Here is a 26,827-nt window from a genome sequence, read left to right as displayed (position 1 = left end):
CGATGACAGGTCGCAAGAGCGGCATCGCGCGTCGCGTCGCGCTTTACGGGGTAGCGGGCGTCGTTGCGGCTGGCGCAGCCTGGTATGGGGCCGACGCTCTGAAGACGCGCGACGCCGGCATGTCCGGCGTCGCGCGTGCCGGGGCCGTGTCGTCCGCGTCGGCGTCGGCGTCGGCGGGCGGCACGGCGGCGAGCACCATGCCCGGTTTCGGCGCAAGCGGGTTCCCCCCGGCACTCGCTGGCTCGACTGCGCCGCGCCTGCCGCTCGATGCGCACGGCCATCTCGCAAAGGTGGGTGCGGTGCGCGGCTTCTTCGACTATTTCCTGACCGCGCAAAACCAGTTGCGCCCCGTGGAACTCGATGCACTCGTCGCGCGCGCGATTGCCGCGCAGCTCGACGGGACGGTTGCGCAACGCGAGGCGCTCGACGTCTGGCAGCGCTACCGCGCGTATTTCGCCGAACTCGCGAAGCTGCCGGGCGGCGGTGCGGTGGACAACAAGCTCGACCTTCCGGCACTGCAGCTCGCGCTCGACCGACGCGCAACGATCGCGAGCCGCGCACTGGGCGACTGGAGCGAGCCGTTCTTCGGCGCCGAGCAGGCGCTGCAGCGTGGCGATCTCGCGCGATTGAAGATCATCCGCGATCCGTCGCTGACCGAAGCCCAGAAGGCGGCATATCTTGCCGCGCTCGAGCAGCAACTGCCGGCCGATCAGCGCGCCGAGCTGGAACGCCAGAAGGAGCAGAACAACGCGATCGCGCAGATAGACAAAGTGTGGAAATCGAACGCGACGCCCGACGAAATGCGCGCGCAGCTCGTGCAAACGCTCGGGCCGGAGGCTGCCGAGCGGGTCGTGAAGATGCAGCAGGCGGACAATGCATGGCATGCTAAGTACAACGAATATGCGGTTCAGCGCGCGCAGATCGATGCGCAGAACGTGTCGACACAGGATCGCGATGCGCAGGTCGCGCAGTTGCGGCAGCGCTACTTTACGGAGCCTGGTGAGGCACTGCGTGCGGCGTCGCTCGATCGTGGTAGCGCGTCGACGCACACGCAATAAATCCGCCCGCGTTCGCGCGGATCGTCGTGCATCGAATGATTTCCGCAACGCGTTGTCGATACCGGTCTACGACGCGCGGTTCATCAGCGCTTCAGCGCAGTCGACATAAAACAATTCCCACACGATTCGATCGTGCGGTGTGTCGCGCATGTAATGGAGCGCGATTGTCAAGGCGATGCGGAACAAGTAGCTGCATTCGTGACGTCGTCAAGCCTGCGAAGCGAATCGATCATGAACGAAGCTGTCGCGGTTTGCTTTCGGTTGTCCTTGCGCACCGTTCAGATTGCCGACGAGCCCCAGGTCCGGTTCTCGCCCATTTGGAGTCGGTGATGCGGGCACACCTGTGCCGTCAATCGTGCGCGGCACGGATAAGGTCTGAGTGTCTATTCAGTGTTCGGGCGAGTCGAGTTTCGTTTTAGAGGGACGGAACGGAAGGCCTTGCGGGTATTGGCCCGCGGTGCGAGCGTGATCCAAAGATAAACGAAATGTGATCACTATCCGCCGCAAAATTTTGCACAATGACGGCAGCGCGGCCTTCCGCCGCGCTTCGCGCCGGCCCCGATCGCCGCCCGACAACCGTGACCGAGCCTCGCTCCGACGTGCCGCCGCCCACCGCCATGGACCATCCGAAACGTATCCTGATCGTCGAGGACGACGCCGACATCGCCGACGTGCTGAGCCTGCACCTGCGCGACGAGCGCTACGAGGTCGTGCACAGCGCGGACGGCGCCGAAGGCTTGCGCCTGCTCGAACAGGGCAACTGGGACGCGCTGATCCTCGACCTGATGCTGCCGGGCGTCGACGGCCTCGAAATCTGCCGGCGCGCGCGGGCGATGACGCGCTACACGCCGATCATCATCACGAGCGCGCGGTCGAGCGAGGTGCACCGGATCCTCGGCCTCGAGCTCGGCGCCGACGACTACCTCGCGAAGCCGTTCTCGGTGCTCGAACTCGTCGCGCGCGTGAAGGCGCTGCTGCGGCGCGTCGATGCGCTCGCGCGCGATTCGCGGATCGACGCGGGCACGCTCGATGTCGCCGGGCTGGCGATCGACCCGATCGCGCGCGAGGCGAGCGTCGACGGCGCACGCATCGACCTCACGCCGCGCGAATTCGACCTGCTGTATTTCTTCGCGCGGCATCCGGGCAAGGTGTTCTCGCGGATGGATCTGCTGAACGCGGTGTGGGGCTACCAGCACGAAGGCTACGAACATACGGTCAACACCCACATCAACCGGCTGCGCGCGAAGATCGAGGCCGATCCGGCCGAGCCCGTGCGGATCCTCACCGTGTGGGGGCGTGGCTACAAGCTCGCCGCGCCGGGCCAGCGGGACGCATGATGAAGCTCACGCTCACCCAGCGGCTGTCGCTCGTGTTCTCGATCCTGCTGCTCGCGTGCTCGGGCGCGTCGGCGTGGCTGCAGATCCGCGCGAACGACATGCGCGAGAAGGAAGTCGTGCAGGCGCTGTCGCGCGACCTGGCCGCGAACATCGCCGGCAGCGCGCCGCTGATGGACGCGAACGGGCTGCGCCCCGACGCCGTGCGCACGCTGTTCGGGCAGTTGATGGGCGTGAACCCGAGCGTCGAGGTGTACCTGCTCGACAACGCGGGCCGCATCAAGGGCGACGATGCGCCGCCGGGCCACGTGAAGCGCGACCGCGTCGATCTCGCGCCCGTGCAGCGCTTCATCGCGGGCCAGCCGCTGCCGATCCTCGGCGACGATCCGCGCAGCCCGGACGCGCGCAAGGTGTTCAGTGCCGCGCCGCTGCAGCGCGCGGGGCAGCCGCCGTCGGGCTACATCTACGTGGTGCTGCTCGGCGAGGCGCATGACCGGCTCGCCGCGCGCGTCGACGCCGGGAACGTGCTGCGCACGACGCTGTGGTCGATGGCGATCGTCGCGCTGCTCGGCCTGCTCGCGGGCCTCACCGCATTCAGCTTCATCACGCGCCCGCTGCGCCGGCTGACGGCCGCGATGCGCGGCTTCGACGCGAACGGTGTGCCCGGCGCGCCGGGTGCGCCTGACACACCTGATGCGCCTGATGCTGCGTCTGATGCGCCGCCGCCGGTGCTGCGCTTGCCGCCCGGCCGCCGCGGCGACGACATCGCGGTGCTCGAATCCGCGTACGCGCAGATGGCCGACCGGATCGGCGACCAGTGGCGCGCATTGACGCGCCAGGACCAGCAGCGGCGCGAACTGATCACGAACATCTCGCACGACCTGCGCACGCCGCTCACGTCGCTGCACGGTTATCTGGAGACGCTGTCGCTGAAGGCCGACACGCTGGCCGAGCCCGAACGGCGGCGCTACCTGTCGATCGCGCTCACGCAGAGCGCGAAGGTCGGGCGGCTCGCGCAGGCGCTGTTCGAGCTCGCGCGGCTCGAATCGGGCGGCGTGCAGGCCGAGCGTGAGCCGTTCTCGCTCGTCGATCTCGTGCAGGACGTGTTCCAGAAATTCGAGCTGACCGCGCAATCGCGCGGTGTCGCGCTGCATGCGCGGATTCCGCCGCGCGTGCCGGTCGTGTCGGCCGATCTCGGGATGATCGAGCGCGTGCTGACCAACCTGCTCGACAACGCGTTGCGACACACGCCGCAGCACGGCGAAGTCGAGGTCGCGCTGACGCCGCAGGACGATTGCGTGGTCGTGACCGTGTCGGATACCGGCGCGGGGATTCCGCCCGCGCGGCGCGAAGGGCTGTTCCAGCGGCCGCAGCGGCCGATGAGCGGCGGCACGGCGACGAGCGGCGGGCTCGGCCTGTTGATCGTGCACCGGATGCTGGCGCTCAACGGCAGCGGCATCCGGCTCGTCGACCGGCCCGGGCGCGGCGCGGTGTTCGAGTTTGCGCTGGCGGTCGCGTCGCCGGCGGCGGGCGACGCGCGCTGATCGCGGTCGGCGGCGTCATCCGCCGCGCTTGCGCCGCACGTCACTCGGCGTCGTGCCGGTCCAGCGCTTGAACGCGTGGCGGAATCCCACGGCATCGCTGAAGCCGAGCGTCAGCGCGATGTCCTCGGTGCTGAGCGTGGTCGTGCCGAGATAGTCGATCGCGAGCGCCTTGCGCACGCTCGTCAGCAGTTCGCTGTACGACGTGCCTTCGGCTTCGAGCTTGCGGCGCAGCGTGCGCGAGGTCATGCACAGCATCTCGGCGATCGCGTCGATGTCCGGGAATTGTCCCGGCGTGCGGGTGAGCTCCTCGTAGACGCGTCGCGTGATACCCGACTGGCTGCGCAATTCGTCGAGCAACTGCGCGCAGTGCGACGACACCTGCGCGGCGGTGATCGGATTCGCGAGCTGCGGCGCGCGCGCGAGCCATGCCGCCGGATAGCTGAGCACGTGATGCGGCTGGTCGAACGCGATCGGGCATTCGAGCGCGTCGGCCAGCAGCGCCCCGTGCGGCGGCCGCGGCTGCGCGAACTGCGCGCGCGCCGGCATGCACCATCCGCCCATCACGTCCTTGATGATCGTCACGTGCAGCGCGAACTGCATGTCGATCAGGAAACGGTACAGCGGCTCGTCGAGATCGGGCAGCGCGACTTCGTGGCGGTCCGGAAACAGCCACGACGCGGTGTCGCCCTGTTCGACCCAGCGGATCGGCAGCATGCCGTTCGCGAGCCGGTGATAGTTGACGGCCGAATCGAATGCGCGCGCGAGCGATTCCGAGCACAGCATCGCGTAGCCGTACATGCCGTAGCTCGACGCGCGCAGCAGGCGGCCGACGCGCACGCCGAGGTCGGTGCCGTCGTACCGGCCGACCGCGTTGCGCGCGGCCGTCAGGAACTGCAGCGGCGACGTGAGCGTGAACGGGTCCGCGACGTCGGCCGGCGCGAGGCCGGTGCCGGCGAGCACCGTCGCCGGGTCGAGGCCGGCTTGCGCGGCCACGTCGACCAGCACGGCTAGCTTGGCCGGCGTGAAGCGCTGCTCGCGCAACGCGTGGGTGGAGGCGGCGTCCGGCAGCCGGGTGTGACGGGCGTCGGTCGGTTTCAACAGCGCACTGCGCGGCATGGCGGGATCCTGCGTCCGAATCGATATCGTTGACGGCACGCAATTCTGCGCGGGAACGGTTCCATCCGCCACAGGGTTCACCCTGATACGCGCGAGCGGTCAGCCCCGATCACCCGGATGCGCGCGCAGGATCGCGTCGGCGAATTCGACGAAGCCGCTGCCGCCCGGGCCTTGCGTGATCCATCGCGGCAGCGCGGGCAACTGCGGCAGATACTCGACCACGGTGCTCATGCCGGCCGTATGCGCGAAATAGCCGAACATCGGCGCGTCGTTGGTCGAATCGCCCGAATAGGCGACGCAACCGGGCGCCGCATTGGCATCGACGCCGAACGTATCCGCCAGCACGCGCAGCGACATCGACAGCTTGTCGTATCCGCCGACCCAGCCGATCACCCACAGGTTGTTGATGGTCGCGTCCGCGCCGGCCTCGATCAGCGCGTCGAGTATCCGGTTGTCCTGGTCGCCGCCGCTGCGGGCGTACGCGAGCGACGTCAGCCTGAAGTCCTGGTCGTCCGCGTGGCGGGCGGCGGGGACGGCCTTCCCGACATGCTGCGCGATGCGCCGGAGCGCGTCGCGCGCGCCGTCGAGCGCATCGTCCGCGTGCCAGTAACGGCGTTCGGCGCCGTGCCCGTCCGCGCCGCGCCGGATGAAGAGCCCGCCGTTCTCTGCAATCACGCCGTCGACCGGCCACATCCGCGCCATCTGGTCGCACCAGCCGGCCGGCGCGGCGGTGACCGGGATCACGCGGATGCCGCGCGTTTGCAGCCGCTCGAGCGCCGCATAAGTCTGCGCGGCCAGGCGACCGCGATGGGTCAGGGTCTCGTCCATGTCGGTCAGCAGGAATCGAACGGACGAGAAGGTGTCGGCGGGGGCCAGGGCGAGCGGCTGCATGGTCTCGGCGAATGAGGGGCGGTCGTCGATTATGAAGAACGGCGACACGCCGCGCCATGCCGCTTGCTGCTTTGCAATTCGCGCGCGGGAATATGTGCGTGGCGGCGGCGTCCGACGGAGTCGCCCGGACAAGCCGGCGTGCGCGCGTGTCCGTTTCGATCATGTTTTCGGCCGCCCGGATCATTTGCAAAGCGCGTCGCGCGGGCGATAGTCGCCGATCAGGCGGCGGCCCGCGTCCTTCCGGCGTGCAGGCCGCCGTGCGAACGGCGCGCAGGCTGGCGTGCCGTCCCAGAGGAGTGAGACATGACGAAGAGACACTGGACCGGGTCGTATGGCTCGATCCCCGCCGAGATCGACGCCGATCGCCATCCTTCCGTCAGCGCGCTGCTGGACGACGCGATGCGCCGCTTCGCCGACCGTCCGGCGTTTCATGCATTCGGCCGCACGCTCGCCTATGCCGACGTCGAGCGCCTGTCGACCGCGCTGGCCGCGTATCTGCAGCAGGTCGTCGGCGTGCGCAAGGGCGATCGCGTGGCCGTGATGCTGCCCAACGTGCTCGCGTTTCCGGTCGTGTTCGTCGCCGTCGCGAAGATCGGCGCGATCCAGGTCAACGTGAATCCGCACTACACCGCGCGCGAACTCGAGCATCAGCTCAACGACGCGGGGGTCGAGGTGGCGGTCGTCTGCGGCGGCTCGATGGGCACGTTCGCGGAGGTGGTCGGCGGCACGCGCGTGCGCACCGTGCTGAGCGTGGGGCGCGAGGATCTCGGCGTCGTCGATGCGCCGGCCGGCACGTGCGACGCACTGCCGCCCGGTTCGACCGCGCTCGCGCAAGCCATCGCCGCCGGCGAATCGCTCGCGTGCGAGCCGGTTGCGCTGAGCGGCGCGGACCTGTTGCTGCTGCAATACACCGGCGGCACGACCGGCTTGTCGAAGGGCGCGGCGCTGTCGCATCGCAACCTCGTCGCGAACGTCGCGCAGTTCGCGGCGATCGTGCCGGATGCGCGCCAGCCGGGCGAAGAGGTCGTGGTCACGGCGATCCCGCTGTATCACATCTTCGCGCTGACGGTGAACTTCCTGTCCTACTTCGCGATCGGCGCGCAGAACTGGCTCGTCGCGAATCCCCGCGACATGGACGGGTTCGTCGACGTGCTGAAGGCCGCGCGGCCGACGGTGTTCGTCGGCGTGAACACGCTGTACGCGGGGCTCGCCGGCCATCCACGGCTGAAGGAGGTCGACTGGTCGCGGCTGAAGCTGTCGGCCGGCGGCGGGGCGGCGGTGATCGACGTGATCTCGTCGCGCTGGAAGGCGGTGACGGGCAATTTCATCCGCGAAGGCTACGGGCTGTCGGAAACGTCGCCGGTCGTGTCGTTCAACCCGCAGTCGATCGACCGGTTCACGGGCACCACGGGCCTGCCGCTGCCGTCGACCGACGTGAAGCTGCTCGACGAGCAGGATCGCGAGGTGGCGCTCGGCGAAGCGGGCGAGATCTGCGTGAAGGGGCCGCAGGTGATGAGCGGCTACTGGCAGAAGCCGGATGCGAATGCGGCCGCGTTCACGGCGGACGGCTATTTCCGCACCGGCGACGTCGGCGTATTCGACGCGGCCGGCTTCCTGCGGATCGTCGACCGCAAGAAGGACATGATCATCGTGTCCGGCTTCAACGTGTACCCGAACGAGGTGGAAGCGGTGGCGACCGCGCTGCCGGGCGTCGCCGAATGCGCGTGCATTGGCGTGCCGGACCCGCGTACGGGCGAGGCCGTCAAGCTGTTCGTGGTGCGTGCGCCGGACGCCGACGTGACGGAAGCGCAGCTCGTCGCGCATTGCCGCGCAAGCCTGGCGGCGTACAAGGTGCCGAAGCTGGTTCGCTTCGTCGACCGGCTGCCGAAGTCGACGGTCGGCAAGATCCTGCGCCGGGAGCTCAGCCGCACCGACTGACGAGGGCGCCGCGGCCGCGGCTGCGCGGTCCGGTGCGCCGATAACCCCGACAGTGGCGCTCGGGCCGCTCAAGTACAATGCGGTCGGTTCGATCGACGGGGACGCGATGACCGGCTCAGATTCACTTTCCGCCCGGCCCGGGCGTACGCAGCCGTCGCCGAGCGCGACGGTGCCGATCTCGCTCGTCAACGGCTTTCTCGCGAGCGCGGGCATGCAGCGCGACGGGGTCGAACGTTACCTGCGCGGCGCCGGCATTCCGATCGAGCTGCTCGGCGAGCCGCACGCGCGCGTGACGGAGGAGCAGTTCTCGACGCTGTACCGCACGCTCGCGATCGACCTCGACGACGAGATGCCCGGCATCTTCTCGCGCCCGCTGCGCGGCGGCACGCTGAAGTATCTGTGCCTGAGCCTGCTCGATGCGCGCAACCTCGAAACGGCGCTGCATCGTTTCGGACAATTCTTCCATATCCTGCTCGACGACTTCTTCGTCGAATCGAAGCGCGACGAGCTCGTCGCGCAGGTGCTGCTGCGCCCGAACGACGCCATCGGCCCGATCGGCGCGCTCGGCCAGGAGCTGATGCTCAAGCTCGTGCACGGCGTGTGCTCCTGGCTGATCGGGCAGAAGATTCCGCTGCTGCAGATCGAGTTCGCGTGCCCGCGGCCGCGCCATGCGGTCGACCACCTGTACTTCTTCACCGGCGCCGTGCAGTTCGACTGCGAGCGCACGCTGATGCGCTTCAGCGCCGATTACCTCGACGCGCCGATCCGGCAGAGCAAGCGCAACCTGGGTAAATTCCTCGCGCGTGCGCCCGGCGACTGGATCTTCGAATCGTTCAGCGAACAGCTCGTGTGCCACCGGGTGCGGCAGTACCTGTCGGCGGCGCTGCCCGACCTGCCCGTGATCGACCAGGCGGCCGAGCACCTGCATTGTTCGGTGCGTACGCTGAGCCGCCACCTGGCCGCCGAAGGGACGACGTTCCAGGTGCTGAAGGACGAGCTGCGGCGCGATATCGCGATCCAGCGGCTGACCGATACGCCCGACACGATCGCGGCGATCGGCGCCGATATCGGCTTCGACGACCCGAGCGCGTTTCATCGCGCGTTCCGGCACTGGACGGGGAGTACGCCGGGGACGTATCGGCGCCGCGCGTGATGCGGGCGCGGGGCCGTGCGTCGCTGATTCGCGGGTACGCGGAGTGAATCCCATAACCGGCTCCTTTGCGGTTTTCATGGCCGGTTTTGAGCGGACGCTCCCATAACCGGCTCCCTTCGCCGCTCGCGCCGTGCGGGCACGATTGCGGCTAGCCGTTTCCTTTGGCGCGCGTGACCGCTATCATCGATATGGACTCCGGATTAACGGGCGCTTCCGGTTCGCCCGCGGCAAACAGCCACGCGGCTGCACGATCGGACGCGGCCACCGCGTCGGTCGCCCACACACGCATGTGTTCGGCATATCGCGTCAGCGCGTGCCGGATGTCACCGTCGCTGCCGGTCTGCCCGGCCAGCAGCGTTGCGAGCGCAGCGGCATCCGTGAGCGCGGTATTGGCGCCCGCGCCGCCGGCGGGACTCATCGCATGGATCGCGTCGCCGAGCAGCGTGACCGGGCCGGCCGGCAGCGCGACGTCGGGGCATCCGCGGCGCACGGGCAGCGCGGCGACGGCGTTGGCCGGCGTATCGAGCAGCAGGCGTCGCAGCACCGGGTGCCAGTCTCGCGCGACGTGCCGCAGCGCGGCCGGGATCCGGGCCGCCAGCGCAGCCGTCGTGTCGGCGCCGTCCAGCCCGAGGCGGCCTGACGGCCCGATCGCGGCCCAATAGAAATAGTCGCCCGGCGGCGTGAACCGGCTGCGCGGCAGCGCACGGGCGGCGAGCGCGCGCAAGTCGGTGCGGAACCGCATGTCCTCGAGGATCGCCGCGCAGCCGTCGGCCAGGATCACCGTGGTGGCGTCGCGCAACACGGCGGTGTCGGCGAAGGCGGGGCCGTCGGTCGGTAGCCGGGTCCTGCCGTAGAGGCACAGGCTGCCGGTCCGGACCGGCGCGGCGGCGGGGACGAGCTGCGCCCGGACGGTCGAATGGACGCCGTCCGCGCCGACCAGCACGTCGCACGTGACGGCCCCGGACGTGCCGCTCGCGAACATCACCTGCGCGCGGCCGTCGGGCAGCAGGCGATAGTGGTCGACCGCGTGCGCGAAATGCACACGATCCTCGATGCCGGCCATCAGGATCTCCCGCAGGGTCAGCCGGTTCACGCTTAGGTCCGGCGTGTCCGGTGCAGTGTGCCAGCCGGGGGACGCGTGTCCGTCGGCCGGCGCGAGCCGGGGCGTCGCGAGCCGCGTGCCGCCGGCGCCCTGCGACGCCGACGCCCGGAACAATGCCGCCAGCCCGGCCGGCAGGCAGGCCGCCAACGCGCGCTGCCCGGCCGTGTCGATCCGGATGCGGTAGCCCTGCATCCGGCTGTCGATGGCGGGGTCGCGCTCGTAGACATCGAACGCGATGCCGGCCTGTTTCAGCGCCTGGGCGAGGCACAGACCGCCGAGGCCCGCGCCGACGATGGCGACATGAATGTTTTGCATGGGACGATCTCCGCTAGCCGCGCGGGGCGCGCGGTCCGGCATGCATTGTTCCGCGCGGGACGGGCGGTCGGATAACGGCATCCGGCCGCTCGATGCCGTAAACTGGCCAACATGGACGACGCACCCGCCACCGACGTGACGCCCCCCGACTACAGCGAATGGCTGGACGGTCCCGCGCTGATCGCGCTGCGCGGCAATGACGATCCGGCCAGCGTGTATCGGCTCGGCACACGCGAATACGACTGGCATGCGCATGCGCGCGGCCAGGTGCTGTGTGTCGAGGCGGGGCTGATCCACGTTCATACGCCGCGCGGCGCGTGGCTGCTCCCGCCGCATCGTGCGGGCTGGGTGCCGCCCGGCATGCCGCACAAGGTGCGGGTGAGCGGTGCGCCGGCCGGCTGGGTGCTGCTGGCCGCGCCGCCGTTCTGCGCGGGCCTGCCGGACGAGCCGTGCGTGATCGGCATCAGCGCGGTGCTGCGCTCGCTCGTGCACCGGGCGATCGGATGGTGCCGGCACGCGCCGCTGGCGCCCGAGCACGCGCGGATGGCCGCGGTCATCCACGACGAAATCCGGCGCACGCCGCACGAGGCGTTGCACGTGCCGATGCCCGTCGATCCGCGGCTCGCGCGCGTGGCACGGGCGCTCCTCGACGATCCCGGCAACCCGCGCACGCTCGACGCGTGGGCGGCGTTCGGTGCGATGTCGCCTCGTACGTTGCGGCGGCTCATGTCGGCCGAAACCGGGATGAGCTTCTCGCAATGGCGCCAGCAGGCACGTCTCGCGCATGGCCTCGATCTGCTCGCGCGCGGCCGACCGGTGGCCGAGGTGTCGGACGCGCTGGGTTACGCGTCGCCCAGCAACTTCATCGCGATGTTCCGCAAGGCGTTCGGGGATTCGCCCGCGCGCTATTTCGCCACCCGGCCGGAACGGCCGTCGGACGAGCGCTGATGGCCGCCCGACGGGCTTTCGCCGTTCGGCGCGAGGGCAGCCGCCCGCGCGCGCCGTGGCCGGTTTTGTCACCATGTGGGCCGGATATGACAATGGGAATCCGGGTTCCCGGCGTTAGGATGGCCCATCCCGTCGCCCGGTTCTGGCCGGTTTTGCCGTATCGGACCCCGTGGCGCTCCTATTCACCGCCTGATTGGAACATCGACCATGAGCTATAACGCCCCCGTCAAGGACATGCTGTTCGTGCTGAAGGAACTCGCGGGCATCGACGCCGTTGCGCAGTTGCCGGGCTTCGAGGATGCGGGTTACGACACGGCGCAGGCCGTGCTCGACGAGTCCGCGAAATTCTGCGGCGAGGTGCTGGCGCCGCTGAACGTCGAAGGCGACCGCAACCCGAGCAGCTGGAAGGATGGCGTCGTGACCGCGACGCCAGGCTTCGGCGAAGCGTTCCGACAGTTCGTCGAAGGCGGCTGGCAGGGGCTGCAGCATCCGGCCGAATACGACGGCCAGGGGCTGCCGAAGCTGATCGCGACGCCGTGCATCGAGATGCTGAACGCGTCGAACCTGTCGTTCGCGCTGTGCCCGCTGCTGACCGACGGTGCGATCGAGGCGCTGCTGACGGCCGGCACCGACGAGCAGAAGCAGCGCTACGTGCCGAAGCTGATCTCGGGCGAATGGACCGGCACGATGAACCTGACCGAGCCGCAAGCCGGTTCGGACCTCGCGCTGGTGCGCTCGCGCGCGGAGCCGCAGGGCGACGGCACCTACAAGGTGTTCGGCACCAAGATCTTCATCACGTGGGGCGAGCACGACATGGCGGACAACATCGTCCACCTGGTGCTGGCGCGCACGCCGAACGCGCCGGAAGGCGTGAAGGGCATTTCGCTGTTCATCGTGCCGAAGTTCATGGTCAATGAAGACGGCTCGCTCGGTGCGCGCAACGACGTGCACTGCGTGTCGATCGAACACAAGCTCGGGATCAAGGCGAGCCCGACGGCGGTGCTGCAATATGGCGATCACGGCGGCGCGATCGGCTACCTGATCGGCGAAGAGAACCGCGGCCTCGAATACATGTTCATCATGATGAACGCGGCGCGCTTCGGGGTCGGGATGCAGGGGATCGGCGTGGCCGACCGCGCGTACCAGAAGGCGGCCGAATTCGCGAAGGAACGCGTGCAGAGCCGTCCGGTGGATGGCTCGGCCAAGCAGTCGGTGACGATCATCCATCACCCGGACGTGCGCCGGATGCTGGGCACGATGCGTGCGCTGACCGAAGGCGCGCGGGCGCTGGCATATGTGGCCGCGGCGCACAGCGACATTGCGCACCGCCATTCGGACGAGGCGACGCGCGCGCGTCATCAGGCCATCTACGAATATCTGGTGCCGGTGGTGAAGGGCTGGAGCACGGAGATGGTGAACGACGTGGCGAGCCTGGGCGTGCAGGTACACGGCGGGATGGGCTTCATCGAGGAGACCGGCGCGGCGCAGTACTACCGCGACGCGCGGATCCTGGCGATCTACGAAGGGACGACCGCGATTCAGGCGAACGACCTGGTCGGCCGCAAGACGATGCGCGACGGCGGCGCGGTCGCCAAGGCACTGATTGCGGAGATCGGCGAGACTGTCGCGGCGCTCGGCAAGCTGGACGGCGCGGCAGCCGCGTCGATGAAGGCGCAGCTGGAGAAGGGCGCGCGCTCGCTGTCGTCGGTGGTGGACTACGTGCTGGCGAACGCGAAGCAGGACCCGAACGCGGTGTTCGCGGGCAGCGTGCCGTACCTGAAGCTGGCGGGCGTGGTGCTGTGCGGATGGCAGATGGCGCGCGCGCTGTTGGCCGCGCACGCGAACCGCGCGAGCGACACGGCGTTCTTCGACGCGAAGATCGCGATCGCGCAATGCTATGCGGAGCACGTGCTGGTGCAGGCGAGTGCGCTCGAAGCGTCGATCGTCGGCGCGAAAGGCAACGAGAGCGTGCTCGCGTTGACGGAAGACCAGTTCTGACCGGCTGACGGTCGGAACGCAGCAGGAGACAGGATTTTGACCACACAGGACTTGCTCGCGCAATACGGCCCGCGCGAATCGATGGAATACGACGTCGTGATCGTCGGCGGCGGCCCTGCCGGGCTGTCGGCGGCGATCCGGCTCAAGCAGCTGGCTGCCGAGAAAGGCACCGAGATCGGCGTATGCGTGCTCGAGAAGGGTTCCGAGATCGGCGCGCACATCCTGTCGGGCGCGGTGATGGACCCGCGCGCGATCACCGAGCTGTTTCCCGACTGGAAGGAGCGCGGCGCACCGCTCGACGTCGAGGTGACGGAAGACCGCTTCCTGTTCCTGTCCGAGAAGAGCGCGGTCACGACGCCGAACTGGGCGCTGCCCGACAATTTCAAGAATCACGGCAACTACGTGATTTCGCTGGGCAACGTCACGCGCTGGCTTGGGGCACAGGCCGAAGCGCTGGGCGTCGAGATCTTCCCGGGCTTCCCGGCCGCCGAGATCCTCTACAACGACGACGGCTCGGTCAAAGGCGTCGCGACCGGCAACATGGGCGTGGGCAAGGACGGCGAGCCGACCGAGAACTTCCAGCTCGGCATGGAATTGCACGCGAAGTACACGCTGTTCGCCGAAGGCTGCCGCGGCCATCTCGGCCGTCAGCTGATCTCGAAGTTCAAGCTCGACGCGAACGCCGATCCGCAGGCGTACGGGATCGGCATCAAGGAACTGTGGGAAATCGATCCCGCGAAGCACAAGCCGGGCCTCGTGATCCACACGGCCGGCTGGCCGCTGAAGTCGGACACCTACGGCGGCTCGTTCCTGTATCACATGGACAACAACCAGGTCGTGGTCGGCTTCGTGGTGGGACTGGGCTACACGAACCCGTACCTGTCGCCGTTCGAGGAATTCCAGCGCTACAAGACGCATCCGTCGATCCGCGCGTTCCTCGAAGGCGGCAAGCGCGTGTCGTACGGCGCGCGGGCGATCACGGCCGGCGGCCTGCTGTCGCTGCCGAAGACGGTGTTCCCGGGCGGCGCGCTGATCGGCGACGACGCGGGCTTCCTGAACGCGTCGCGGATCAAGGGCAGCCACGCGGCGATCAAGACCGGCATGCTGGCGGCCGACGCCGCATTCGACGCGGTACAGGCGGGCCGCCAGTCGGACGTGCTGAACGCATATCCGGACGCGTTCAAGCAATCGTGGCTGTACACGGAGCTGTACCGCGCGCGCAACTTCAAGCAGTGGATGGCCAAGGGCCTGTACCTGGGCACGCTGATGGTGGGGCTCGAGCAGAAGGTGATGGGCGGCAACGTGCCGTGGACGCTGCATCACCAGCACGCGGACCATGAAATGCTGAAGCCGGCATCGCAGTGCGAGCCGATCGAGTACCCGAAGCCGGACGGCAAGCTGACGTTCGACCGGCTGTCGTCGGTGTTCATCTCGAACACGAACCACGAGGAGAACCAGCCGGCGCACCTGACGCTGAAGGACGCGAGCGTGCCGGTGAACGTGAACCTGCGCACCTACGCGGGGCCGGAGGCGCGCTTCTGCCCGGCGGCGGTGTACGAGTTCATGAAGAACGACGACGGCAGCGATCGGCTGGTGATCAACGCGCAGAACTGCGTGCACTGCAAGACCTGCGACATCAAGGACCCGACGCAGAACATCGTGTGGGTCACGCCCGAAGGCGGCGGCGGGCCGAATTACCCGAACATGTAACGCAACGCATCCCCGCGCCCGCGGGCGCGAACGAACCGGAGTGAGACGATGAGCAATGCAGCGAAGGAAGTCGTGGTGGTGAGCGGTGTCCGTACCGCGATCGGCGATTTCGGCGGGAGCCTGAAGGATTTCTCGCCGACCGATCTCGGTGCGAAGGTGGTCGCCGAAGTGCTGGCGCGCGCGAACGTGCCGGGCGATGCGGTCGGCCATGTCGTGTTCGGCCACGTCGTGAACACCGAGCCGAAGGACATGTATCTCGCGCGCGTCGCGGCGATCAATGGCGGCGTCGCGCAGCACACGCCGGCGCTGACCGTGAACCGCCTGTGCGGCTCGGGCCTGCAGGCGATCGTGTCGGCCGCGCAGACGATCATGCTCGGCGATGCCGACGTCGCGATCGGCGGCGGTTCGGAGAACATGAGCCGCGCGCCGTACACCGTGCCGGCCGCGCGCTTCGGTCAGCGCATGGGCGACGGCAAGCTCGTCGACATGATGCTCGGCGCGCTGCACGACCCGTTCCAGACGATCCACATGGGCGTGACGGCCGAGAACGTCGCACGCAAGTACGACATCTCGCGTGAAGCGCAGGATGCGCTGGCGCTCGAATCGCATCGTCGCGCGGCGCGCGCGATCGCGGAAGGGCGCTTCAAGGACCAGATCCTGCCGATCTCGATCCGCACGAAGAAGGGCGAAGTCGCATTCGACACCGACGAGCACGTGCGCCACGACGCCGGCCCGGACGATTTCTCGAAGCTGAAGCCGGTGTTCGCGAAGGAGAACGGCACCGTGACGGCCGGCAACGCATCGGGCATCAACGACGCCGCGGCCGCCGTGCTGATGATGAGCGCGGACGCCGCGCGCGCGCAGGGCGTGAAGCCGCTCGCCCGCCTCGTCGCGTATGCGCACGCGGGCGTCGATCCGGCGTACATGGGCATCGGCCCGGTGCCGGCCACGCAGAAGGCGCTCGAACGCGCCGGCCTGAAGATCACCGATCTCGACGTGATCGAAGCCAACGAGGCGTTCGCCGCCCAGGCGTGCGCGGTCACGCAGGAGCTCGGCCTCGATCCCGCGAAGGTCAACCCGAACGGCTCGGGCATCTCGCTCGGTCACCCGATCGGTGCGACCGGCGCGCTGATCACGGTGAAGGCGCTGTACGAGCTGAAGCGCATCGGCGGACGTTACGCGCTCGTGACGATGTGTATCGGCGGCGGCCAGGGGATTGCCGCGATCTTCGAGAACATCTGATAATCGACCGCTCAGCATCCGAATACACAGGACATTTCATGGCCATCGAAATCGTCGGCGTCGTGGGCGCCGGAACCATGGGTAACGGCATTGCGCAAACCGCTGCCGTTGCAGGACTGAACGTCGTGATGATCGACGTCAGCGACGCCGCGCTCGACAAGGGTCTCGCGACGCTGAAGGGCAGCCTCGAGCGGCTCGTGTCGAAGGACAAGCTCGACGCGGCCGCACGCGATGCGGCGCTCGCGCGCATCACGACGTCGACCGACTACGCGAAGCTCGCGTCGGCCGACATCGTGATCGAAGCCGCGACCGAGAACGTCGAGCTGAAGGGCCGCATCCTGAAGCAGATCGAGGCCGTCGCGCGCCCGGACGCGATCATCGCGACCAACACGTCGTCGATCTCGATCACCGCGCTCGCGGCGCCGCTTGCCGATCCGTCGCGTTTCCTCGGCATGCATTTCTTCAACCCGGTGCCGCTGATGCCGCTCGTCGAGATCATCCGCGGGCTGCAGACGAGCGACGCGACCGCGTCGGCCGTGCGCGCGCTGACCGAGCGTTTCGACAAATCGCCGATCGGCGTGCGCAATTCGCCGGGCTTCGTCGTAAACCGGATCCTGGTGCCGATGATCAACGAAGCGTTCTTCGTGCTGGCCGAAGGCATCGCGTCGGCCGAGGAGATCGACGCGGGGATGAAGCTCGGCGCGAACCACCCGATCGGGCCGCTCGCGCTGGCCGACCTCGTGGGCCTCGACGTGTGCCTCGCGGTAATGGATGTGTTCGTGAAGGACTTCGGCGATCCGAAGTATCGTGCGTGCCCGCTGCTGCGCGAGATGGTGTCGGCGGGGCGGCTGGGGCGCAAGACCGGGCGCGGGGTGTACGACTACGGCAAGTAAGCGGCACATCATGCCACTTCGCGCGGCCGCCTTCGGGCGGCCGCGTGCTTTGTGCGGCGCGATTATGCGTCAAGCACCGACAGATCGCGCGGCAGCGCGCGCTTGAACATCGCGAGAATCTGCCGCGCCGCCTTCGGCGGCAGCGTGATTGCATGGCGCACGGCCGCCGCAATCTGGATCATCATCAGCTCGGCGAATGCGCTGCGCTGCGCGCGGGTCGTGCCGGGCGCGACTTCTGCCAATGCATCCGCGAACATCCCGGCCAGGAACGCGCCGTCCGCGCGATCCAGCTCCTGCAGCGCGCGATCGGCCTGCGTCGCGCGCCAGATGTCGCGCATCAGCGGCTCGTCGACGAACATCCGGTAGTAGCTGTCGGTGATGCGCGCGAGCGTGCCGTGCAGGTCGTCGAGCGTCTTCATCGCGGCGAGGTCGCGCCGCACGCAGTCGTGGCCGGCTGCGTTGTAGCGCTCCGCGAGCGTGCCGATCACGGCCGCCTTGTCCGGAAAGTACTGGTACAGCGAACCGAACGAGATGCCCGTGCGTTCGACGATGTCGCTCATCCGGAACGCATCGCAGCCTTTCTCGACCATCACGTCCGACGCGCACGCGAGGATGCGCTCGAACCGCTCGCGGCTGCGCTGCTGCGTCGGTACCAGCCGCGAGCGCGCCGGCGTGTCCGCTGCCGCCGCGTCGGGCACGTCGTTCTGCCCCGATTTTTGCCGGCCCATGCCGCCTCCCGAAAAACTTGACGTTGCTAATGCGAGAGTTTATCGTGTTTTTGAAAAACGAGACATTCTCGTGTTTTGCTCAAAGGAGACGCTCATGTCGGCACTTCCCATCCTCATCGTCGGCGGTTCGGGCAAGACGGGCGCCCGCGTCGATGCCCGGCTGCGTGCTCGCGGCCTCGCGACGCGGCCGGTGTCGCGCACGTCGGCCGCCCGCTTCGACTGGACCGTGCCCGAGACCTGGCCCGCCGCGCTCGACGGCGTGTCGGCCGCTTACGTGACCTACCAGCCCGATCTGGCCGTCGAAGGCGCGGTGGACGCGATTGCCGGATTCGCCCGGCTCGCGCGGGAGCGCGGCGTCGAGCGCGTGGTGCTGCTGTCCGGGCGCGGCGAGCCGCGTGCGCAGGCGGCCGAGGCCGCGTTGCAGGCGTCGGGCGTGGGCTGGGGTGTCGTGCGGGCAAGCTGGTTCAACCAGAATTTCTCCGAAGGCTATCTGCTCGACGGCGTGCTGGCCAGCGAAGTCGCGCTGCCGGCGGGTGCGGTGCCCGAGCCGTTCGTCGATGCGGACGACATCGCGGACGTGGCCGTGGCCGCGCTCACCGATGCGCGGTTCGCGGACCGCGTGATCGAGGTGACGGGCCCGCGCGCGCTGACGTTCGCGGAAGCGGTCGACGCAATCGCACGGGCCGCCGGGCGGCCGGTCGCCTATCGCGAGATTCCGCGCGATGCGTTCGTCGCCGGGCTGCGCGAGGTCGGCGTGCCGGAGCCGGTCGTCGCGCTGCTCGACGACCTGTTCGACGTAGTGCTGGACGGGCGCAACAGCGCAGTGGCGCACGGAGTCGAGGACACGCTCGGTCGCCCTGCGCGCGATTTCGTCGACTATGCGCGCGCGGCCGCTGCGACCGGCGTGTGGAGCGCCCGACCATGATCGCGTTCGTGACTGCCGCGTTGCTGTGGAGCTCGGCCATCGGCTGCGGGCTGATGGCCGGCGTGTACTTCGCGTTCTCGACGTTCGTGATGACGTCGCTCGGCCGGCTCGCGCCGCCAGCCGGCGCGGCCGCGATGAACGCGATCAACGTCGACATCGTGCGTTCGCCGTTCATGCCGCTGTTTCTCGGCACGACGCTGACGGCGCTTGCGCTTGTCGTGATCGCATTGTTCAATCGCGACCAGCCGGGCGCGATGGCGGCGGTCGCGGGCGGCGTGCTTTATGTGTTCGGCATGTTCGCCGTGACGATGGCCGTCAACGTGCCGCTCAACGATGCGCTTGCCGCGGCCGATCCGGCGAGCGTGCAAGGCGCGGCACTGTGGGCGCGCTACGTGCACGACTGGACGAGGTGGAATCACGTGCGCACGGTGGCGTCGGCGGCTGCAAGCGTGTGCTTCATTGCGGGGATCGCGGCGCGGTAGCGCCGTCGCTACGACGAAGTGCCGCTCATCGATAGCAAGACACCCGCGATTGGTGAATACACGTCGTTCACGGGCGTACAGCGGTTACCGCTGCGCCACCATGCCCGTCTCCCACCAGCCGCCGCCCAGCACCTTGTACAGCGTGATGAGGTTGGACTGCTTGGCGAGCATGTCCGTGACCAGTTGCTGCTGCGCGGCGTAGAGCGTCCGCTGCGCGTCGAGCAGGGTCAGGAAGCTGTCGGTACCGCTGCGGTAGCGTGCCCGCGCGAGATCGTAGTACTGCTGCGCCGAGTTCACGTAGTCACGGTCCGCAGCCACCTGGGTGACATACGTGGTGCGTCCGGCGAGCGCATTCGACACTTCCTTGAACGCCGTCTGGATGGCCTTTTCGTAGTTGGCGATGTCGATGTCCTTTTCGACTTTCGCCACGTCCAGCGTGGCGCGGTTGTAGCCGAAGTCGAAGAGAGGTACCGAGATGGACGGCGCAAATGTCCACGCGCCCGTGCCCGCCTTGAAGAGGTTCGAGAGGCTGCCGCTCGTGGTGCCCGCGGAAGCCGTCAGCTCGATCTTCGGAAAGAACGCGGCGCGCGCCGCGCCGATGTTGGCGTTGGCGGCCTTCAGCGTGTGCTCGGCTTCGACGATGTCGGGCCGGCGCGCGAGCAGATCCGACGGCACGCCTTCGCCGATGTCCGCGAACGTGTTCTCGCTTTCCATCAGCGAAGGGCCTTGCGGCAGATCGTCGGGCAGCGGCGCGCCGATTTCGGCCACCAGGTTGTTGCGGTCCTGTGCGACCGCACGCGTGTACGAGGCGAGACTCGACCGCGCGCTCGCCAGCGAGTTTTCGGCCTGGCGCACGTCCTGCAGCGACGCGCTGCCCATCTTCATCTTGTTCACCGTGAGGTCGTAGGTGTGCTGGTCCGCATCCGCGGTGTTCTGCGTGATCTGCAACGAAGCCTCGTCGGAAAGCAGTTGCAGATAGTCGGTGGCGACGGTCGCGATCAGGCTGATCTGCGTGCTGGTGCGCGCGGCGTCCGTGGCGAGGTACTGCTCGAGCGCCTGGCGCTTCAGGCTGCGCAGGCGGCCGAAGAAGTCGATTTCCCACGACGTGAGGCCCACGCTCGCGCTGCTCGAACTGTATGCGCTCGTGGAGCCTGCCACGCGTTCGCGCGTGACCGAGCCGGATGCGTTGATGGTCGGTCCGACGTTGGCGCGCGCAATGCGGTACTGCGCTTCGTACTGCGCCACGTTGAGCGCGGCCACGCGCATATCGCGGTTGTTCGCGAGCGCGAGTTCGATCAGCTTTTGCAGTCGCGGATCCTTGAAGAAGTCGCGCCAGCCGAGATCGGCCCCCAGCGGCACCGCGGCGGTGCTCTGAGCGGCCTTCGGCTGCGCCTGCGCGGGCACGGTGGACCAGGTGTTATCGACCGGTGCGGCCGGCCTTTGGTACATCGGGTCCAGCGTGCAGCCTGCCAGCGCGCCCGCGCAAAGAAGGGCGATCAATGTGCGTTTCATGCGTTGCCCTCGATGATGTCGGCGGAGTCCGTGGTGTGACCGTGTTCCTTGAACAGCCTGCGCACCACGACGAAGAAGACCGGTACGAAGAAGATGGCGAGCACCGTGGCCGCGATCATGCCGCCCGTCACGCCCGTGCCGATGGCATGGCGTGCGCCGGCGCCGGCACCCGTACTGATGACGAGCGGCAGCACGCCGAACACGAACGCGAGCGAGGTCATGAGAATGGGGCGCAACCGCATGTGGGCGGCTTCGAGTACGGCGTCCACGAGGCTGTGCCCCTGCGCCTGCAGATCCTTCGCGAACTCGACGATCAAAATGGCGTTCTTCGTGGAAAGCCCGATGGTGGCCAGCAGCCCCACCTTGAAGTAGATGTCGTTCGAAAGTCCGCGCCCATGAGCGGCAAGTAACGCGCCCAGCACACCGAGCGGCACGACGAGCAGCACCGCAAGCGGAATCGACCAGCTTTCGTAGAGACCCGCAAGGCACAGGAACACGACGACGAGCGAGATCGCGTAGAGCGTCGTGGCCTGGGAGCCGGCCTGCTTCTCTTGATAGGATTGTCCTGTCCATTCCAGAGCGAAGCCGGGCGGCAGTTTGTGCGCGAGCTGCTCGACCGCGTTCATGGCATCGCCGGTGCTCACGCCGGGCCGCGTGGCGGCCGAAACGCCCATGGCGAGCTGCCGGTTGTAGCGCTCGATCTGCGGCGGCCCGAACGTCCAGTGGCTCTTTGCGAACGACGAGAAGGGCACCATCGTGGAGTCGTAGCCTGTCGTACTCGTGGTGGTGCTCGAAGACGATGAAGACGACGAACTCGATGCGTTGCTGCTTGCCTTCACATACCAGTCGCCAAGGTCGGCAGGCATCATGCGATACGGCGCGTCCGACTGCACGTAGACTTTCTGCACGCGCCCCGTGTCGATGTAGTTGTTCACGTAGGACGAACCGAACGCGGTCTGCAGCGTGTCGTTGACGTCGGAGATGGAAAGCCCCAGCGCGTTGGCTTTTTCGCGGTCGATGTCCACCTGCAACTGCGGCGTGTCTTCAAGGCCGGACGGGCGCACCATCGCGAGCGTCGGTTCCTTCGACGCCATGCCGAGAAACTGGTTGCGCACCGCGAGCAGCTTGTCGTGGCCTGCGCCGCCGCGGTCTTCTATCTCGAAGTCGAGACCGCTTTGCGTACCCAGTTCCTGAATGGCGGGCGGATTCAGCACGAAGATGCGCGCGTCGCGATTCCCGGCGAAATGCTGGTTGGCGCGCGCGATGATGGCAGGCGCGCTGTCGCGCGAACCGCGCAGGCTCCAGTCCTTGAGCGTCACGAACGCGATGGCGTTGTTCTGCCCCTGGCCGTTGAAGCTGAAGCCGTTGATGGCGATGACCTGCTTGACGCCCGGCTCGTTTTTCAGCACGTACTGCTCCACGGCCTCCACCGTCTTCAGCGTACGCGAGGCTGGCGTGCCCGCGGGCGCGCTGATCGACACGATGAAGTAGCCCTGGTCTTCGTCAGGCAGGAACGAGGAGGGCAACGTGACGTAGAGCAACGCCACGACGCCGGCGATCACACCGTAGAGAAGCATGTAACGCGCGGGCCGTGCGACCACGCGTGCGAGCGAGGAACTGTAGCCCGCATTGCTCTTGGCGAACCACCGGTTGAACCAGCCGAAGAAGCCGCGCTTTTCGTGGTGCTCCACGTCGGCGCGCTTGAGCAGCGTGGCGCACAGCGCCGGCGTGAGCGTGAGCGCGAGCATGACCGACAGCAGCATCGCCGAGACGATGGTGATGGAGAACTGCCGGTAGATCGCGCCCGTGGAGCCCGCGAAGAACGCCATCGGAATGAAGACGGCGGTGAGCACGGTGGTCACGCCGACCAGGGCGCCGGTAATCTGCCCCATCGCCTTGTGCGTGGCTTCCTTCGGGCCGAGCTTCTCCTCGCTCATGATGCGCTCGACGTTTTCCACCACCACGATGGCGTCGTCCACGAGCAGGCCGATGGCGAGCACCATCGCGAACATCGAGAGCACGTTGATCGAAAAACCGATCATCGACATCACACCGAACGTGCCGAGCAGCGCGACGGGCACCACGATGGTGGGAATCAGCGTGGCGCGCACGTTCTGCAGGAACAGGTACATCACGAGGAAGACCAGTACGACCGCTTCGAACAGCGTTTTCACGACCTCTTCGATCGAGATGCGAACGAACGGCGTGGTGTCGTACGGGTAACTGATCGCGACGTCCTTCGGCAATTGCAGCTGGATTTCGGCGAGCTTCGCGCGCACCGCGTTGGCTGCGTCCAGCGCGTTGGCGCCAGTGGCGAGCTTGATGGCGAGCGCGGATGCCGGCTTGCCGTTCAGACGCGACGAGGTGTCGTAGCTGTCGCCGCCCACCTCCACGCGCGCAACGTCCTTCAGCAGCACGCGCGAGCCGTCGCTGTTCACGCGCAGCAGGATGCTGGCGAACTGGTCGGCGGTCGTAAGCAGACTCGACGAGCGGATGGTCGCGTTGATGGCCTGCGAATCCGTTGCCGGCGAGCCGCCTACCTGCCCCGTGGAGAGCTCGACGTTCTGGTTGGTGATGGCCGTGGTCACGTCGGAGGGCGTGAGTCCGACGCTGTGCAGCTTCACCGGGTTGAGCCAGATGCGCATGGCGTGCTGCGCGCCGAACAGCGTCACGTCGCCCACGCCGTTCAACTGCGCGAGCGGATCTTCGATCCGGGTCGCGATGATGTTGCCGAGATCCACCGAATTCCAGGTGCCGCCCGGCGACGAGAGCGCGACGATCATGAGGAAGCTCGTCGACGCCTTCGCTACCTGCACCCCTTGCTCCTGCACCGTTTGGGGCAGGGTAGGCGTGGCCTGCGTCACCTTGTTCTGCACCTGCACCTGCGCGATGTCGGGATTCGTTCCGGGATTGAACGTCAGCGTGATGGTGGCCTGCCCGGCGGAACTGCTCGTGGACGACATGTACAGCACGTTGTCGATGCCGCTCAGCTTCTGCTCGATCACCTGCGTCACGGTTGCAGCGACGGTGTCTGCGGAGGCGCCGGGGTAAGTGGCCGTCACCTGCACCGAGGGTGGCGCGATGGTGGGGTACTGCGCGACGGGAAGACTCGTGACCGCCGCCGCGCCCACCAGCATGATGACGATGGCCATGACCCACGCGAGAATGGGACGCTTGATGAAGAACTCTGCCATGCCGTTCTCCGCTTAGCGTTGTGCCGACACGGTCGAGGCCGTGTCCGTCGCGGGTGTCGCGGATGCCGCGTCCGCCTGCGTCTGCGGCGTATCGGCCGCCACCTTGACCGGCGCGCCCGCATGCACGCTCTGCAGGCCGCTCACGATCACGCGGTCGCCGGCGTGCAGACCGGACGTCACGATCCATTGGTCGCGGAAAGCGTTGTCGGCCGTTACTTGCACCTGCTGCGCGTTGCCCGCCGCATCCACGACGTAGACGCTCGCCTTGCCGTCCGACGCGCGCGTCACGGCCATCTGCGGCACGAGTATCGCGTTGTCGTTCTCGCCTTCTTCCAGGCGCGCGCGCACGAACATGCCCGGCAGCAATTCGCGTTCGGGGTTCGGGAACGTGCTGCGCAGCGTGACCGAACCCGTGGTGGCGTCCACCGTGACGCCGGAGAACTGCAGCGCGCCGGGGTGGGCGTATTCGGTGCCGTCTTCCATCACGAGCGTGACGGCGGCGCTGTCGCTGCCCGTCTTCTTCAGGCGCCCGGAAGCGAAGGCCTTGCGAAGCCTCAACCATTCCGTGCTCGGGCGCGTGACGTCGAGGTACATCTGGTCGAACGCCTGGATGGTGGCGAGCGCGGTGGTCTGGTTCGAGGTGACGAGCGCGCCTTCTGTCACGGTCGATGCGCCGATGCGCCCCGAAATGGGCGCACGCACGCGCGTGTATTCGAGGTTCACGCGCGCGGATTCGAGCGCTGCCTCGTCGGCCGTGGCGCTCGCGGCGTCTTCGCGAACCGCAGCGACGGCATCGTCGTAGTCCTGCTTGCTCACGGCGTTGATCTTCACGAGTTCGGTGTAGCGGTCCGCTTTCGTCTTCGCCGAGGCCAGCGTGGCGCGGGCGTTTTCGAGCGTGCCACGCGCCTGGTCGTAGGCAGCCTGGTAGGTGGCCGGATCGATCTGGTAGAGCACCTGGCCCGCCTTCACGTCGCCGCCTTCCACGAACAAGCGCTTGAGGATGATGCCGCTCACCTGCGGTCGCACGTCGGAGACCTTCTGCGAGGAAAGGCGGCCGGAGAGTTCGGTGGTTTCGACGATGTGCTGCGGCGCGAGGGAGAGCACGCCCACCTGTGCTGTCTGCGCGGCGGAGCCGCCGGGCGGTGCGCCGCTCTGCCTGTTGCAGCCGGCGGTTCCGACTATCGCAAGTATCGAGAGTGCGGCAAACAGCTGGCGCGGCCTGCACGTCATGTGGCGGTGCGCGTGGTTCGGGAGAATGGGCGTCTTCATCAGAATTTGCTCCGAGAGACCCCGCCATTGATGGCGGGAAGGAAAGGAGTGCTGTTGACAGACAGCTTCTTCCACGGGTTAGGATCACCGGCATGATCCTTGTCTACCGCTACCGGGTGAAATCGCTCAACGGACTGCTCAACAAGCAGAGCCGTGCGGTGAACTACGTCTGGAACTTCTGCAATGACACGCAGAAGCACGCGCTCAAGTGGAACAAGAAGTGGCCGACCGGTTTCGACTTGAATGTGCTCACGACCGGCAGCAGCAAGGAACTCGACATCCACTCCGGCACGATCAACGCGACGTGCGAGCAGTACGCGAAGTCGCGCAGTCGGAACCGTCGCCCCTACCTGCGCTATCGCGGCAGGAAATCGCTGGGCTGGGTGCCGCTGAAGGGGCGTGACCTGAAGCGCGAGGGTGACGCGTTCCGTTTCGCCGGCAACACCTTCCGCGTGTTCAACAGCCGACCGCTTCCCGACGGCAAGATCAAGGACGGCACCAACTTTGCGCAGGATGCGCGCGGCAATTGGTTTCTCAACATCGTGATCGAGATGCCGGATGTGCAGGCCCGACCTATCCGTTCCGGTGTGGGCATCGACCTCGGCCTGAAAGACTTCGCCACACTTTCGACCGGAGAAAAACTGCCGAATGACCGGTTCGGCCGACGCGCGGCGGAGAAGCTCGCGAAAGCGCAGCGGGCGCGAAAGCACAAAAGGCATATCGCGAAGCTGCACGCCAAGATCGCGAATGCCCGAGCCGACTTCCAACACAAGCTCGCGCTCGATCTGGTGCGGCGGTTCGATTACATCGCGGTCGGCAACGTGTCGGCCGCGAAGCTCGCCAGAACCAGGATGGCGAAGAGCGTCTACGACGCATCCTGGTCGTCCTTCCGAAACAAGCTCCGCTACAAAGCGATCGCGCACGGAGTCACGTTCGAGGAAGTCGACGAAAGCGGTTCGACCCAGTCCTGTTCGGCGTGCGGGTCGAAAGACAGCACGACGCGGCCGAAAGGTATTGCGGGACTGCGAGTAAGAGAATGGGCCTGCAGTGGATGTGGTGTCGTGCATGATCGCGATATCAACGCTGCGCTGAACATTCTCCGATGCGGACGTGCATCGCCAGGTGTGGGAATCCTCCGCTTTTAGGCGGTGGAGGACGTCAACTTTGACCTGTTTGGACATCGCGATGTCGCGCGATGCGAGAACGGGACGGCACCGGACGCTTCAGGGGTACCTCAGCGGTACCGGTGCTGGACAAGGCGTAACGCTACCGATGGCGCATTTTTTTGTGCTTACGGAAACTTACTGTCCGGTGACGCGACCGGACAGGGAAAAGAGAATCGGGCGTTCGGCGTACGAAATACCGTCGCGGCCCGGCGCTTGTGCCGGTTCCGTTAGCGATCGCAAATCACAGTAATATTCCGAAAGCCATTCAGATCGCATCCGGGCTACCATCATTTGGTCCTCACGCCGCCC

20 protein-coding genes are annotated in these 26,827 nt (G+C 67.5%); 13 read left to right on the top strand and 7 right to left on the bottom strand.

Features of this window, described 5'->3' with window-relative positions; all coding sequences use genetic code 11:
- Positions 1-2 precede the first annotated feature (2 nt).
- From HWW87_RS26055 to HWW87_RS26045, 3 genes are all read left to right on the top strand, one after another.
- A complete protein-coding gene (locus HWW87_RS26055; RefSeq protein WP_175822708.1) occupies positions 3-1,058 on the top strand; it encodes a lipase secretion chaperone in 1,056 nt (351 codons plus the stop codon).
- Positions 1,059-1,675: 617 nt separating this feature from the next.
- Positions 1,676-2,395, top strand: a complete 720-nt coding sequence (locus HWW87_RS26050; RefSeq protein WP_174391209.1) for a response regulator transcription factor — start codon at positions 1,676-1,678, stop codon at positions 2,393-2,395.
- Entirely contained in the window at positions 2,395-3,936 is a 1,542-nt protein-coding gene (locus tag HWW87_RS26045; RefSeq protein WP_175822707.1) for a HAMP domain-containing sensor histidine kinase, read from the top strand. Before HWW87_RS26050 ends, HWW87_RS26045 begins: the two co-directional genes overlap by 1 nt.
- 15 nt (positions 3,937-3,951) lie before the next feature.
- Here the strand turns inward: HWW87_RS26045 and HWW87_RS26040 are convergent, their stop codons facing one another.
- Positions 3,952-5,052: an AraC family transcriptional regulator gene (locus HWW87_RS26040; RefSeq protein WP_175822706.1), complete on the bottom strand. Its 1,101-nt coding sequence runs from the start codon at positions 5,050-5,052 to the stop codon at positions 3,952-3,954.
- 99 nt (positions 5,053-5,151) lie between these two features.
- Positions 5,152-5,943, bottom strand: coding sequence for an HAD-IIB family hydrolase (locus HWW87_RS26035; protein WP_175822705.1), 792 nt, complete (start codon positions 5,941-5,943; stop codon positions 5,152-5,154).
- A 303-nt stretch (positions 5,944-6,246) separates the two neighbouring features.
- On the opposite strand from HWW87_RS26035, the gene HWW87_RS26030 reads away from it, so the two are divergent.
- A complete protein-coding gene (locus HWW87_RS26030; protein WP_175822704.1) occupies positions 6,247-7,881 on the top strand; it encodes an AMP-binding protein in 1,635 nt (544 codons plus the stop codon).
- A gap of 40 nt (positions 7,882-7,921) precedes the next feature.
- A complete protein-coding gene (locus HWW87_RS26025; protein WP_175822845.1) occupies positions 7,922-9,034 on the top strand; it encodes an AraC family transcriptional regulator in 1,113 nt (370 codons plus the stop codon).
- A gap of 148 nt (positions 9,035-9,182) precedes the next feature.
- Here the strand turns inward: HWW87_RS26025 and HWW87_RS26020 are convergent, their stop codons facing one another.
- Entirely contained in the window at positions 9,183-10,451 is a 1,269-nt protein-coding gene (locus tag HWW87_RS26020) for an FAD-dependent monooxygenase (protein WP_175822703.1), read from the bottom strand.
- Positions 10,452-10,562: 111 nt separating this feature from the next.
- Here HWW87_RS26020 and HWW87_RS26015 point away from each other — a divergent pair, with 111 nt between their 5' ends.
- From HWW87_RS26015 to HWW87_RS25995, 5 genes are all read left to right on the top strand, one after another.
- Positions 10,563-11,399 (top strand): helix-turn-helix transcriptional regulator, encoded by an 837-nt coding sequence (locus HWW87_RS26015; RefSeq protein WP_175822702.1) that lies wholly within the window; start codon positions 10,563-10,565, stop codon positions 11,397-11,399.
- A gap of 207 nt (positions 11,400-11,606) precedes the next feature.
- Positions 11,607-13,397, top strand: a complete 1,791-nt coding sequence (locus HWW87_RS26010) for an acyl-CoA dehydrogenase (protein ID WP_175822701.1) — start codon at positions 11,607-11,609, stop codon at positions 13,395-13,397.
- Positions 13,398-13,433: 36 nt separating this feature from the next.
- Positions 13,434-15,107, top strand: coding sequence for an electron transfer flavoprotein-ubiquinone oxidoreductase (locus HWW87_RS26005; RefSeq protein WP_175822700.1), 1,674 nt, complete (start codon positions 13,434-13,436; stop codon positions 15,105-15,107).
- A 48-nt stretch (positions 15,108-15,155) separates the two neighbouring features.
- A complete protein-coding gene (bktB, locus tag HWW87_RS26000) occupies positions 15,156-16,349 on the top strand; it encodes a beta-ketothiolase BktB (RefSeq protein ID WP_175822699.1) in 1,194 nt (397 codons plus the stop codon).
- 38 nt (positions 16,350-16,387) lie between these two features.
- Positions 16,388-17,242, top strand: a complete 855-nt coding sequence (locus HWW87_RS25995) for a 3-hydroxybutyryl-CoA dehydrogenase (RefSeq protein WP_174432149.1) — start codon at positions 16,388-16,390, stop codon at positions 17,240-17,242.
- 62 nt (positions 17,243-17,304) lie between these two features.
- On the opposite strand, the gene HWW87_RS25990 is transcribed toward HWW87_RS25995, so the two are convergent.
- A complete protein-coding gene (locus tag HWW87_RS25990) occupies positions 17,305-17,970 on the bottom strand; it encodes a TetR/AcrR family transcriptional regulator (RefSeq protein WP_175822698.1) in 666 nt (221 codons plus the stop codon).
- Between the two features lie 94 nt (positions 17,971-18,064).
- Here HWW87_RS25990 and HWW87_RS25985 point away from each other — a divergent pair, with 94 nt between their 5' ends.
- Both HWW87_RS25985 and HWW87_RS25980 read left to right on the top strand, forming a co-directional pair.
- Positions 18,065-18,895 carry an NmrA family transcriptional regulator gene (locus HWW87_RS25985; protein ID WP_175822697.1) on the top strand — a complete coding sequence of 277 codons (831 nt, stop codon included), beginning with the start codon at positions 18,065-18,067 and terminating at the stop codon, positions 18,893-18,895.
- A complete protein-coding gene (locus tag HWW87_RS25980) occupies positions 18,892-19,377 on the top strand; it encodes an anthrone oxygenase family protein (protein ID WP_175822696.1) in 486 nt (161 codons plus the stop codon). The genes HWW87_RS25985 and HWW87_RS25980 overlap by 4 nt, the downstream gene beginning before the upstream one ends.
- Positions 19,378-19,461: 84 nt before the next feature.
- Here the strand turns inward: HWW87_RS25980 and HWW87_RS25975 are convergent, their stop codons facing one another.
- From HWW87_RS25975 to HWW87_RS25965, 3 genes are read right to left on the bottom strand one after another with little or no spacing between them, the layout of a single operon-like run.
- The gene (locus HWW87_RS25975; RefSeq protein ID WP_175822695.1) at positions 19,462-20,889 is read right to left on the bottom strand and encodes an efflux transporter outer membrane subunit; all 1,428 of its coding nucleotides are present in this window, start codon (positions 20,887-20,889) and stop codon (positions 19,462-19,464) included.
- Positions 20,886-24,083 (bottom strand): efflux RND transporter permease subunit, encoded by a 3,198-nt coding sequence (locus HWW87_RS25970; RefSeq protein WP_175822694.1) that lies wholly within the window; start codon positions 24,081-24,083, stop codon positions 20,886-20,888. Before HWW87_RS25970 ends, HWW87_RS25975 begins: the two co-directional genes overlap by 4 nt.
- A 12-nt stretch (positions 24,084-24,095) precedes the next feature.
- On the bottom strand, positions 24,096-25,352 hold the full coding sequence (locus HWW87_RS25965) for an efflux RND transporter periplasmic adaptor subunit (RefSeq protein ID WP_175822844.1): 1,257 nt from the start codon (positions 25,350-25,352) through the stop codon (positions 24,096-24,098).
- Positions 25,353-25,444: 92 nt separating this feature from the next.
- Between HWW87_RS25965 and HWW87_RS25960 the strand changes: the two genes are divergently transcribed.
- Positions 25,445-26,497 (top strand): RNA-guided endonuclease TnpB family protein, encoded by a 1,053-nt coding sequence (locus HWW87_RS25960; protein WP_175822693.1) that lies wholly within the window; start codon positions 25,445-25,447, stop codon positions 26,495-26,497.
- Positions 26,498-26,827 lie beyond the last annotated feature (330 nt).

The sequence above is a fragment of the Burkholderia sp. BCC0419 genome (assembly GCF_902830285.1).
Classification (GTDB): domain Bacteria; phylum Pseudomonadota; class Gammaproteobacteria; order Burkholderiales; family Burkholderiaceae; genus Burkholderia.
This window is presented reverse-complemented; position numbering and strand designations above follow the sequence as displayed.